Origin of the sequence: Frankia sp. QA3 (assembly GCF_000262465.1) — a bacterium.
In the GTDB taxonomy this organism is placed as follows: domain Bacteria; phylum Actinomycetota; class Actinomycetes; order Frankiales; family Frankiaceae; genus Frankia.
In genome coordinates this window covers 927,589-938,969 of sequence record NZ_CM001489.1, presented here as the reverse complement: position 1 = coordinate 938,969, position 11,381 = coordinate 927,589, and the positions used below count along the sequence as shown (strand labels likewise).

The window sequence follows — 11,381 nt, the reverse complement described above, 5'->3', positions numbered from 1 at the left end:
GAGGCTGCCGGGCGCGCGGCGGGTAAGCGTCGCGGCGGCGGGGACGGGCCCGGTTCCGCGCGATCGGCCCTGCCGGGGCTGCGCCGTTCGGCTGGTTCATGGGTGTGCCGCCCGGCTGGGGGGACGTCCTGGCGTTCGGTCTTTCAGTGGTAGTTCAGGCTGCCGCCGGTCCTGCCTGCCGCTCTGGCCCCGGTTCGCCGTCGGTATGCGTGGGGGCACCGGCGGCCGCGGTTCGGATCTCGTAGGCACACCCGAGGCCGATTGGACGGTTGCTGCCGGCAGGGCATGAGGAGCACCGGCTAACGCGGTCGGGTGGGAGTTCGGGTCGGCCGGGTCCTCCTGGCCGGTCAGGCCGAGGGCGTGGAGGAGGTCGGTGGTGCGGACGCGGTAGAGGCGGCCGTAGCGGCGGACCGGGCAGGGGAACTCGTCGTCGCGGGCGAGGTTGTAGGCGAGGGTCCGGCCGAGCCCGAACAGCTTTGCAGCGGTGGGGAGGTCGATGACGGGTGGGAGGCGGCGCAGTCGGGTGAGCTGCCGGTCGGTCCATCCGTTGCTCTCGAGGCCGAGGGCGTGGAGGAGGTCGGCGGTGCGCACCCGGTAGAGCCGGCCGTAGCGGCGGACCGGGCAAGGAAACTCGCCGGCGCGCGCCAGCTCGTAGGCGAAGGTGCGGCCGATCCCGAACAGGGGTGCCGCGGTCGGCAGGTCGAGGACGAGGGGTAGGCGTCGGAGGTTCTCCGGTGATGGCGGCGCAGGCATCTGGGTGGGCTTCTCTCGGGGTCGAGGTTCGGCGTGGTGGGGCCGCAGGCCGCGGTGAGCCGCTGGTCCTGGTCACAGGCCGGGAGTTGGCGGTCCCGGCCAGCCGGGGAGACCAAGGGGCGGGACAGCCGGAGCTGCCGGTGGTGTCGTCGTGGTTGCCGGTCCGGCTCTTGGACGCTGTTCTGGCTCCGGCCGCCTGGCGGAGGGGGTGGTTTCGGTCCGGGGTGGCGGCAGTGCCGCCGGCTCGGTTGCTGCCTGCGGCGGTTGGTGGGGCGGGGCTGCGAATGGTTGGGCTGCGGGTGGTGGGGCGGGTGGGTGTAGCTGCTGCGGGTCGACGGTGAGGGCGCGTCGCAGGGCGCGTTCGGGGAAGCGGGCGAGGAAGGCGACGGCGCGGCTGGGGTGCGGGGTGATGTGCCAGTCGGCGAACCGGGCGTGCGCCTCGCGGGAGGCCTCGTCGAGGAGTTGGCGGACCTGGACGGCGTCGGTGGCGGCGGGATCCCACCGCCAGGTCCGGGCGTCGAGGTCGGTGTCGGTGGGCGCGGCACGGTGCAGCGCGTCGGCGAGGGCGGTGGTGTCGCCGTGGGCGAGGCGGGCGCGGATGTCGTCGGTGACCGCGGTGGGCAGGGCGCGTTCGACGAGTTCGCGGTGGTGGCGTTCGTCGGGGGTGCCCAGCAGCCAGCCGTTGCGGTCGCAGACCGCTTTCAGCGCGGTATCGGTGAGATCCACCGGATGGGCCGGGGGCGGGAATCGGCGGGCGAGGCTGCGCAGGTCGGCGAGGCGGAGCGCGCCGGGTCCGCGCAGGGCGAGTTCCGCGGCCACCGTCGGGTGGGAGGCGTGCAGGACGCCGAGGGCGAGGAGCACGGTGTCGCTGTGGCCGCGGGCGTTACCGGCGCCGGCGAGCCAGCGGCGGCCTTCGGCGGCGGTGCGTACCGCGGCGTCGAGGTCGCCGAGGGCGTGCTGGATGCCGAGCCAGCCGATGAGATCGGTCCGCTGGGGTCGGATGACGGCGTCGGGTCCGGGCACGGTCGCGGGTTCGGTCAGGATCACCTGGGCGGGGATGCCGTGGGTGAGCGCGTTCGCGACCATCCACAGGCGGGGCAGGTCGGGATCCGAGAACGCCGCGTTCTCCCGTAGGTGGAGGCGGGCGAGAAAGGTGTGCAGTGCCAACGGGAGGTTCGCGCCGTGCAGCGCGTTGAGGGCGGGCTTTCCGTCGGCACGACCGGGCCGTGCGCCGCGGTGGCCGCCGGCCGTGGCGTCAGTGCGGGCGATGAGGGTGCCAAAGCCGAGGGCGACGCCGAGGAGCAGCTCCGGGTCGAGCCGATGAGCGGCGGCGATGCGCCGGACGGCCGCGAGCTGCGCGCGGGCCGCCCGGCCGCCGGTCTGACTGGCGGTCTCGTGTAATGCGGCGAGCAGCCGGGAGGGGGGCACGGTCGGCAGCCCGGAGGCCGGTCGAGGGATGGCGCGTAGCTCATTGATGATGTCGGTGGCGCGGCGGCGGAGGTCGCGTTCGTTGGTGGCGGCGAGTGGGGTGTGGGCGGGCCACATGCTCGCGGTGCGGGACAGGCCGAGGGTGCGGTCGTGGGCTGCGGCGGCGCCGACCCGCCGGGGCCTGGTACCTGTCCACGGAACGCGGGCGCCGGCGAGGTCCCGCTGCCCGCGGGGGCTGCTCTCCCGGTCGAAGAAGCCGTGGTCCCGTCGGCCGAGCGCAACGCTGTCGGCGTCCGCAGGCGCACCGCGGCCGGGCAGGTCGTCGTCGACACGGCTCATGGCAGCTCGCCCGGTCGGGTGGGGGCGGCGGCGTCGGAGCGTTCGCGGGCGAGGCGGTGGGCGCGGATCCACGCGGCGGCGGCGAGTTCGGCGGGTTCGGGTTCACCCCAGCTGCGCACGAGCAGCCAGCCGTCGCGGCTCTCGCGGAGTTCGAAGACGGTGCTGATCGTCCGCAGTGCCACGACCCCGCTGTGCGCGAGCTGACCGATGATCCGCGACGCGGTGGGGGCACCGGCGAGGTGGCGTTCCAACGCGACGGCGGCCAACGCGAGCAACGCGTCGGGATCATCGCCGAGCCGGTCGGGGACCGTGAGGACGACAGGCCGGCCGAGCACGCGGATGTCCCAGCCGGGTTCGGGTGTGGTCATGAGGGTCCGTCCAGGTCAGGGCCGGTCGGTGCCTCCGGCTGCGCGGCGTCCGGCACTGGCGGCGGTGGCTCGGGCGGTGGTGGGGTGGGGGGTGGTGGGGTGGTGTGGATGTTCGGGAGGTCGGGCAGGTGCAGGGCGGCGAGGGCCGCGAGGGTGACGGGGGGTTCGGTGCCGTCGATCCCGCGGACCAGCGGTCGCAGGGCGCGGACGAGATCGTCGGAGCGCAGCGTGAGTGCCGCGGCGAGGTCGTCGGCGTCGACGTGCAGCCAACCGAAGCGAGGGTCGCTGACGGTGGCGGTGTCGCCGTGCCAGGTCAGCGACACCGAGGCCGGGGGCTGCGCGGGCTCGCGCCAGGCCGGTTCCCGGGATGGATGGGCACCTGGGCCGCCGGCCGTCGGGCCGCGGCCGGACCGGTCGGCGGCGTCGGGGGCCCAGACCTGGGCGGCCAGGGCGTGCTGGGCGGCGGCGTAGGCGGCGGGCAGGGTGGGGTGCGGGCCGTGCAGGACCAGCGCGCCGCGTTCGACGGCATGCAGGTAGCCCCACCACTCGATGACATGGACCGCGGGCGACGGCGGTGGCGAGCCCGGGCGGGCGGTCGACCGCGGGACGCCGGCGAGCTGGGGGCGGGTGACGGCGCGGAAGCCGAGGACGTCGCCGAGGTCGATGATCTGCGGTAGCTGCAGGCCGCGGCCGTGCGGGCCGCGTTCCCATTGCAGGTACGACCAGCCGTTGGGTGCGGTCGACTCGGGCCAGAAGGTGGCGACGTAGACCGCGGCTCCCGGCGGCGGGGTGAACGGAAGGTCCAGCAGCAGCCCGCTGGGGTGCAGCCGGGCAACCTTGAGCCGCGGCCCGGCGAGATCGGTCGTCCGGGGCCTGGCCGGGGTGGGAGACCGGTAGGTAGGTGGCGGCGGATCGACCGGGGCGTCCGAGGGTCCCTTGCCGGACGATGCAGGACCCGGAGTGGGGCCGGGGTCCGGGTCGGGCGGTGGCGGCGACGCCGGGTCCGAGGGACGCCCCGGCGGAGGCCCGGTCACAGGTCCGGGCCCATCGCACCGAACCCCGGGCCCTCAGGCGGCTCCGGAAGGCGGGGAGACGGGATGCCCGGCGGGCCCGTGGCGCCCGCGACGGGAGGCAGGCCGGAGACGTCCGCGGCCTGCGGAACGTCGGAGAAGGCCGGGTGGGCGGGCCAGAACGGGGCGTCGGGATCCAGGACCCGGTCCGCGGAGAGCAATGCCTCCCGGACGAGCGCGCCCGCTACCGGCGGGTCGACGTCGGGCATCACCGCGACTTCGCGGACCGCGACCAGGATCTCGCCGGGGATCAATGGCACCCGGTCGATGTCACGCGCGAGGAGTAGCCGGTCGATGGTCGGCCAGGCGGTGCCGGTCAACGGGATCACGTCGTGGACGTCCAGCCGGTAGCAGACCCGCGGATCGTCGATCGGCTGGACGTCGTAGGCGAGTCGGCCGGCGTCGTCGACGGCGCGCAGGACTGTTCCGCGATCGAAGCGGGGGTCATCGACGGTGGCTATGGTCGCGCCGAAGGTGAGGACCACCGGGCCGTCCGGTCCGTCGACGGCGGTGTCCTTCGCGGCCAGCGTGTCGCGGACCTGGTCGGCGTCGGCGTGCAGCACGTAGTCGGGGCGTCGGTGGCCGGGATGGCCGGGCAGGTCGGCGACGTCCGGGCGCCACAGATAGCCGGCCGTCCGACCGCCCCGCACGACCGGCCCGCGGACGACTCCGGTCGCGGTCAGCCCGCCTGGGAGGTTGACCAGGATCCGGGTGCCCCCCGAATAGGGCGGGGTCAGGCGCAGAGCGCGCAGCGCGAGACGTTCCCGGTTGACGTCGAGGAAGCTCTGCTGCGCGAAGGAGGCCTCCCCGCGGTCCCACGGCTGGTCGATGACCCGGTCGATGACCCTGCGGACCGCGTCGTCCGACCTGGGGTCCGACTCCGCCGGGATCAGGGCGTCCTGGCCGGCGAAGATGACGTCCCCGTTGAGGCAGACCCGGTAGGTCAGGGCATGCCCGCCGCCAGCGAGGCCGTCGCCGCCGGGGGTGGCGCTGACGATGTCGACCCGGTAGGGATCGTGCTGCCAGGTCCGCAGCGGCGGGTCGACGTGCAGCAGCCGACCGTAGGTGGCCGGCTCGCGGCCGGCCAGGTCGACGCGGCTGGCCCGCCACGGCCGTTCGTCCCAGTCCAGGCCGATGTCGAGGAGCAGCTGTGCCTGCGCGACCTGCCAGCCCCCGAACGGCCCGGGGAGAACCAGATCGTTGCGAGGTGGTGACGAGGCGAGCGTCGCACCGACGGCCTGCGGGAGCGGGAAGCCCAGGGTCTGCTCGAGGTCGGCAAGACTCGGTCGGGCGACGCTGACGATGAGAGGAGGCTCGCCGTCCTCAGCGGGCCAGCCCAGCAGCTGGGCCGTGACGGCCCGGGCGTCGTCGGCTCCGGTCGTCGCCAGGAACCGCCACCAGCCGGCCGACACGGTGATGCGCATTGGTGCCGGATCGATGAAGTACGGGTAGGAGCCGCGCGGGTCCCCGTCCCCGGGGATGGGAGCGGTCATCCGCCGGCCCCCGCCGGACCGGCACCGAGGTCCAGTTGGATCGGCGGCGCCTCGGACGGCCCGCTCGGCAACGCCGGTGCCGGTGCCGGCAGGTTGACGTCGGCGGTGGAATCGGGCAGAAGGCTGGCCCGCACAGCCGCGGCGGGGCTGACTATGCCGCCGCGCAGGACACCGCGCGGGCCGAACAGGCTGCCGGGCATTGATGTCCGGTCAGGGTTCCACTGGTAGGACCGCACATCCTGATCCGCGCCCCGAATGGCCGCGGTGACCGTGCCGGTGAGAGTCCGTCCGTCGGGCAGGCGCACCTCGACGCGCTCGTCGACCCGGAACGGCCCGGGATTCTCCGCGACCAGGCTCAGCAGCTCGTCACGGCGCCGGAGGAGAACCTGCTGACCGGCGGTCGGCGGCGCGTCGATGCCGGGGCTGGTCAGCATCGTGATCAGGCCGCGGATCGTGTCGCTGCTGCGCACCACGAGGTCCGCGGGCACCTCGATGTCGTTCCCGGCCACCAGCACCCGGCTGTTCAGCGACAACCGGTAGGTGAGGTCGCGGCGGCCCTCGTGAACGTCCCGGCCGAGCGCGAGGGCATCCAGCCGGTAGACGTCGGAAGGATCCTCGAGACCTGCCTCCTCCCAGCGCAGCAGCGGCCGCGACCGGGCCAGGGACTCGGCGTAGGTGACCGGCTGCCGGCCAGGTAGCCGCAGCAGATCCGCGCCGCGGGGAACCCGGCCCTCGTCCAGATCCGGCCGGTCGGTTCCGCACGCCGCGACGAGAACGCCTCCCACCGTCGCGCCCAACGGCACGGTGACGACCGCCAGGCGCAGGGCCTCATGAACCTCGTCCCCGAGAGCCGCCCCGACCAGCGGCTCCAACTCCCAGCTTGTCGAGGCGGTCACGGTGTACGCCGGGACGGAGAACAGTGCATCCGCGTTCGGCCCGGTCGGGCGATGCACGGCGACGCACAGCCGGGTCGCCGGGTCGACTCCGATCAGCCACTCCCCCGACGGCGTCTCGAGGACAGCAACCCGCTGATCGACGGCGCCACCGCCGCCGGCGGTCTGCGACACCCCAGAGGCGCCGATTCGGATCCGCGGGGCGGCGGAGATCTGCTCGGGGCGGGTGAGTTCGCCGCGGCGGACGACGGACGCCCTGCTCCGAGAGGCGGTCACGGTTCGCGGGGTCCTCTGGGGCGGGTCCTCGATGGCAATCACTCGCCCGCTCCGTCGGGATCACGCCACCGGCCCCAGAGCCGGCGAACCACCGGGCCGAACCGGCGGCGCTCATCCGGGCGTACGGCGTCAACCGCGGGCACGACGGGCCTCGGGTCGCCGGCGGCCAGAGCGCGCAGCGCCGGGTCCCGGAACCAGTAGCGGCCATACAGATGGACCGGCGGCAGCGTGTTGTGCACCAGCAGAGCCTGTCCCGGGGCAACCTGGCGCAGCAGATGCGCCGGCAGCAGTTCCAACCTGGTCGGGGCGTCGCTGACACCCTGGCGTCCCCCGCCCGGCGCGGTGTCACTGGACACGCTGCGCGCGGCGACATGCTCCTGTCCCAGCAGCGACGCCGCGTAGTCCAGGGTCGACTTGTCCGACAGCCCGGAGAAGAACACCTTCGTGAGCGCGTTGGAGACGATCACGTCGGACTTGTTGCCGTAGGCCGCGTCGATCTGCGCCTTGCTCTGATAGACGAGCATCAGCTGAATGCCCATGCCCGCACACGTCGAGATCCGGCCGGGCAGGTTCTGCATCGGCCAGTTCCCGGCCTCGTCGATGACGACGAGCAGCGGCGGGTCCAGCGGCTTACCCGTCGCCCCGACCCGGGCATACACCGAGCGGATCAGATCGTCGACCAGTCCCCCGAGCACCGGCGCCAGACGTTCCGCGCCGTCGAGATCCGCGCACAGGTAGACCGTGTTCGCACGCTGCCGCGCCCTTTCGCCGGGCGGCGCGGCGTCACCGATGCCCTCGGCGAGCGAACCGTCGTCAAGGGATGGCGCACCATCCGCGAACGGATCGGTGTCGAGGTCAGCGAAGGCGTCGTCGTCATCGGCGAAGGGGTCGTCATTGTCGGAGAAGGGGTCGACGGCGGTGTTGGGATTGGCGTCGAGGAGCCAGTCCAGGTCGATCTCAGAACTGTCGGCGGAATGGCGCACCGACGGTTCCTGCCACGGCCGGATCATCTGCCGGGCCACGAGAAACACCGACGAGACCTGCTTGGGATCCGTCTTCCACACCGCGCTCAGCCCGGCGAGCACCTGCTCGCCGTCGGCGCGGATCACCGGATCGTCGTGGCGGGCGAACGCCTGCGCGAAACGCAGCACGCCGTCGCGGTCCATGCTCGTCGTCCACCCGACCACCGCGTGCATCCCGAGCCCGGCGGTGGCCGCGACCCAGAACAGCAACCCGAGGAGATCCTCACCAGCGGCGGTCCAGAAACCCATGTCCGATCCGGCCGACGTCCAGTCGGTGCTGTTCGCGATCGACCGGGCCGCCAGCCGCGCCCCCGCCAGATCGGTCGCCTGCGCCAGCGGCGACCATGTCGCCGACAGCTCGCCGGTGATCCCCGTCGGGTCGAAGACCCGCACCTGCCCGAGCGCCCGCCGCCGGCGCACCGTCGCGCCCAGCAGGTCGGTCTTCACCGACAGCGCGATCAGCGGCCCGTCCCACTCCAGGATCGCCGGCACCGCCAACGCTGCGGTCTTCCCGCACCGGGTCGGACCGATGACCAGCACCGCGCCCCGATCACCACGCCGACGGTCGACATAGCGGCGCAGCAGCCGCGGCACCGCCTCGTCCACCGGCAGGGAGGCGTCCTCGGTCGCCACCAGCCGGCTCATGCGACCGCGGCGGGCCCGGCCGAGGATCACCCGGCCGGCCACCGGCTGGCGCACCCACATCGGGGCGATCTCCCACAGCCGGGCGAACCGCGCCTCGGGGTTCAGGCCCATCCGACGTCGACGGGCGACCCCGACCTCGCCCTGCAACAGCCAGTACAGCGCCGCGCCGAGCAGTAGCGCCCCGGTGATCGGAATCGCGGTGGCGATCCAGTACGCCGTCGGTCCCGGTAGCAGAAACGCCTGGTCGTCGGGCCAGGCCAGCGCCGGATCCCCCGGATGCAGGGCAAGAAGCGGCACCGCCACCAGCGCCGAACCCAGCCCGACCGACATCGGCTCATGCGCGCCGAACAGCACCGCCGCGACCTGCGCACCCGCCCACACCCCGCCTGCCAGCGGCAGCATCGCGGCGAGGAGCAGCAGCACCTTGGGATTCGTCAGGAGCCCGCCGGTCGGCTCACTCGGCGCGATCATGCCGACCTTCCCTCGGACACGCCTGCGGCGGGCGCTGCGGGCCCGGCGGTGCTCCCCGGAAGAGCCTGGCGAGGCACGGGGAGGACCGCAGCCTGGAGCGCACGGACGGCGGCGTCCCGGCGCAGCCGCACCCCGCGATCGCTGATCCCCGCCCGCGCGGCGACCTGCGCCTGGCTACGCCCGACGATCGCCAGCTCCGCGAGCAGGCGCAGATGCGCCGGCCGGACCCCGCCGTCGCGGCCGTCGGCCAGTACGGCGAGCAGCTCCGCGCACGACCCGCCCCGCGGCCATCCGTCCGCCGGCCGCCCGTCCAACCCCACCGCCACGTCCGGCAGGAGATCCCGATAGACGGTGGACCGCTCCGTCAACGGCCGATACCCGAACACCCGAGAGACCGTGTCCCACACCACGTTCACCGCGATCTTCCGAGGACGCCGGTCCAACGGAAACGTGCCGATCACCAGCCACGCCGCACCGACCAGCTCGGCCAGCACCTCACCGAACGCCGAACCTTCCACCGCTGCGCCGGTCACCGCGGCGCCGCCCGCACGCCGCGCCCTCTCCGCGGCGCGCACCGTCAACGCGGGCATCACCCGCTCCAGCACGACCCGCGCCGCCGCCCGATCCTCCGCCCGCGCAAAGGCGATCAGTGCCGCCAGACGCCCGTCGGCAACCGGTACTGCGACCGTCCGGTCCCGTCCGCACGCGGCAAGCAGCTCGGCAACCGACTCGCAGTGCTTGGCAAGCAGGGGATGGGTCGCCCATCGACGCAGTCCATCCGCCGCCTCAGCCCCTGCGGACCAGCGCTCCCAGTCCCGTTGCCAGCGTTGAAGAGTCGCCGTGCGCGGCTCGAACCGCCGGCGATCGACGTCGGAATCTGTGTGGTTCGACATGACACCCGACGGTCCGAACCAGCAGCATCCACACCGTCATCGTCACCGTCATCGCCGAGGTCATCGCCGAATTCGCCCGCATCCGAAACGTCATCGTTGCCGTCATTCCAGCGCCGGGCGGGGTCCACCCCATCCACCGTCCCCGGGCGGCAAGACGGCTGCCCGCGCACGCCACCGGCTGCCGTACCAGCTCGGAGATGCGAATCTGGCGGTGTTGCAGGCGTCGCGACGGACACCAACGGCGACGTCATTCAGCAAGCTGAACCAGGCCAGAGATGACGAGATCCGGAGCGCCTGCTTGAGCTGTCCCCTGGACCGATGGCGGCCCCGGCGAGCACGCCGCCGATCTCCATCCCATCCGCAGGCGCAGCTCTTCCGCGTGTCGGCACTGTCGACTTCTAAAGCTTCGCGGTTTATCCGCCGACGGAAAATATCCTCATAGGTGCACCGAAGAAGATCGAGCCATACATCGGCAACGGTACGGACGCGGATGCACCACTCGAGATCAACTGTCGCCCGGTCCTCCCGCTTGACGGTTTACTCGTGCCGATCCTCACGTCGCTCTCCTTGCAGGAGCGAGCCGAGATAGGCGGCTGCTTCCCAAGCGCAGCTCCCAACAAGCCACTCAGTCTAGCGGTCCACGCTGCATCCATGCACACGCCATCCCAGGGATCTAATGGTGTTACCAGCGCAAACGGCTGGCTCGGATCGCCCTCAGCCCGTCTTACGCCCGACGGGTGGCCCAGGGGTCCTCGGGTGGTCCGTCATACAGGGCCTGCTGGGTGAACATCCAGGCGATCAAAAGGGGGTCCTCGGGCGCTTCCGGCATCAGGTGGGGGCCGGGAGGAATGCGGTCAGCGGGAACGTCGACGGGCTCATCAGGGATGAGATCGTCGTGGGCGACGACGCGAGGTGGAGGCAGCCGACGGCTCCAGCGTTGCCGAGCGCCCTGGCGGGTACGGCCGGTGGCCCGACCGATCTGGCCCCAGTCGGCGCCGGCCGCGACGGCGTCGGCGACCGCCTGGTCGCGTTCGGCGTCCAGGCGCTCTTCACGTTGTGTCAGGACGGCGAGATAGGCCAACGCGACGGTGCGGGGGCTGGCGTGTCGCGATGGGAGCCATTCCGGGTCAAAGGTTCTCACACCCCAACAGATTAGCCACTTTCGGCAACAGATGTTGCCGACCACCCCGACAACATCCGTTGCATCAGTTTTTGAGCCCCCCGGGACCGGACACCCCCATCGATGGCAGTGTCCGCTCCTTCCTTATAGACGCGACAACCTGCGTTTCCGGCAACAATCATTGTCGAAACATCGTCCCGCATGCGACAACCACACCTGTCGTCCTGCATACGACAACCATACTTGTCGTTCTGTGCACGACAACCACATTTGTCGTCGGCCCGGCGGATTCGCTGCCCGCCCGGCTGGAGCAGTAGCCGTGCACGGAGAACGGGAGTGAACGCCGTCGCCGCGATCCTGGCCACGGCCACGGTCCCGGTCCTCGTCGGACTGCTGCTGCGCTACCTCCCCGACGCGGTTCTGACCCTGCTCGCCGGCCTGATCGCCCTGTTCAGCCGCAATCCCGTACGCAGCCGCCGCGCCATGGCGCTCCTGCGCCTCCTGCGCGCCCACACCGACAACTCGCCCCACCCACCACCATGATCGACACCTTCGCGAGATGGCGATCACCAAACGAGGCGTCGGATCGACCGCCGGCCGCCAGGCGCCC

Annotated in this window: 10 protein-coding genes; 1 reads left to right on the top strand and 9 read right to left on the bottom strand. The window is 72.7% G+C overall.

Annotated elements, in window-relative coordinates:
- Positions 1-96: 96 nt before the first annotated feature.
- From FRAQA3DRAFT_RS35720 to FRAQA3DRAFT_RS03625, 9 genes are all read right to left on the bottom strand, one after another.
- A complete protein-coding gene (locus FRAQA3DRAFT_RS35720) occupies positions 97-753 on the bottom strand; it encodes an AlpA family transcriptional regulator (protein WP_009737726.1) in 657 nt (218 codons plus the stop codon).
- A 72-nt stretch (positions 754-825) separates the two neighbouring features.
- Positions 826-2,520, bottom strand: coding sequence for a hypothetical protein (locus FRAQA3DRAFT_RS03660; RefSeq protein WP_009737725.1), 1,695 nt, complete (start codon positions 2,518-2,520; stop codon positions 826-828).
- Entirely contained in the window at positions 2,517-2,888 is a 372-nt protein-coding gene (locus tag FRAQA3DRAFT_RS03655; RefSeq protein WP_009737724.1) for a hypothetical protein, read from the bottom strand. The genes FRAQA3DRAFT_RS03660 and FRAQA3DRAFT_RS03655 overlap by 4 nt, the downstream gene beginning before the upstream one ends.
- Positions 2,885-3,922, bottom strand: coding sequence for a hypothetical protein (locus FRAQA3DRAFT_RS03650; RefSeq protein WP_009737723.1), 1,038 nt, complete (start codon positions 3,920-3,922; stop codon positions 2,885-2,887). The genes FRAQA3DRAFT_RS03655 and FRAQA3DRAFT_RS03650 overlap by 4 nt, the downstream gene beginning before the upstream one ends.
- Positions 3,919-5,451, bottom strand: a complete 1,533-nt coding sequence (locus tag FRAQA3DRAFT_RS03645; protein WP_009737722.1) for a hypothetical protein — start codon at positions 5,449-5,451, stop codon at positions 3,919-3,921. Before FRAQA3DRAFT_RS03645 ends, FRAQA3DRAFT_RS03650 begins: the two co-directional genes overlap by 4 nt.
- On the bottom strand, positions 5,448-6,620 hold the full coding sequence (locus FRAQA3DRAFT_RS03640) for a hypothetical protein (protein ID WP_198287019.1): 1,173 nt from the start codon (positions 6,618-6,620) through the stop codon (positions 5,448-5,450). The genes FRAQA3DRAFT_RS03645 and FRAQA3DRAFT_RS03640 overlap by 4 nt, the downstream gene beginning before the upstream one ends.
- A gap of 38 nt (positions 6,621-6,658) precedes the next feature.
- Positions 6,659-8,758 (bottom strand): type IV secretory system conjugative DNA transfer family protein, encoded by a 2,100-nt coding sequence (locus FRAQA3DRAFT_RS03635; protein ID WP_009737720.1) that lies wholly within the window; start codon positions 8,756-8,758, stop codon positions 6,659-6,661.
- Positions 8,755-9,651, bottom strand: a complete 897-nt coding sequence (locus FRAQA3DRAFT_RS03630; RefSeq protein ID WP_009737719.1) for a hypothetical protein — start codon at positions 9,649-9,651, stop codon at positions 8,755-8,757. Before FRAQA3DRAFT_RS03630 ends, FRAQA3DRAFT_RS03635 begins: the two co-directional genes overlap by 4 nt.
- Positions 9,652-10,375: 724 nt before the next feature.
- Positions 10,376-10,837 (bottom strand): hypothetical protein, encoded by a 462-nt coding sequence (locus tag FRAQA3DRAFT_RS03625; protein WP_009737718.1) that lies wholly within the window; start codon positions 10,835-10,837, stop codon positions 10,376-10,378.
- Positions 10,838-11,107: 270 nt separating this feature from the next.
- Here FRAQA3DRAFT_RS03625 and FRAQA3DRAFT_RS03620 point away from each other — a divergent pair, with 270 nt between their 5' ends.
- Positions 11,108-11,314 carry a hypothetical protein gene (locus tag FRAQA3DRAFT_RS03620; protein WP_009737717.1) on the top strand — a complete coding sequence of 69 codons (207 nt, stop codon included), beginning with the start codon at positions 11,108-11,110 and terminating at the stop codon, positions 11,312-11,314.
- Positions 11,315-11,381 lie beyond the last annotated feature (67 nt).

Excerpts from the sequence above, each read along its gene's own strand:
- FRAQA3DRAFT_RS03660 (WP_009737725.1), bottom strand. The coding sequence starts at position 2,520 with ATGAGCCGTGTCGACGACGACCTGCCCGGCCGCGGTGCGCCTGCGGAC.
- FRAQA3DRAFT_RS35720 (WP_009737726.1), bottom strand. The coding sequence starts at position 753 with ATGCCTGCGCCGCCATCACCGGAGAACCTCCGACGCCTACCCCTCGTC.
- FRAQA3DRAFT_RS03635 (WP_009737720.1), bottom strand. The coding sequence starts at position 8,758 with ATGATCGCGCCGAGTGAGCCGACCGGCGGGCTCCTGACGAATCCCAAG.
- FRAQA3DRAFT_RS03645 (WP_009737722.1), bottom strand. The coding sequence starts at position 5,451 with ATGACCGCTCCCATCCCCGGGGACGGGGACCCGCGCGGCTCCTACCCG.
- FRAQA3DRAFT_RS03630 (WP_009737719.1), bottom strand. The coding sequence starts at position 9,651 with ATGTCGAACCACACAGATTCCGACGTCGATCGCCGGCGGTTCGAGCCG.
- FRAQA3DRAFT_RS03655 (WP_009737724.1), bottom strand. The coding sequence starts at position 2,888 with ATGACCACACCCGAACCCGGCTGGGACATCCGCGTGCTCGGCCGGCCT.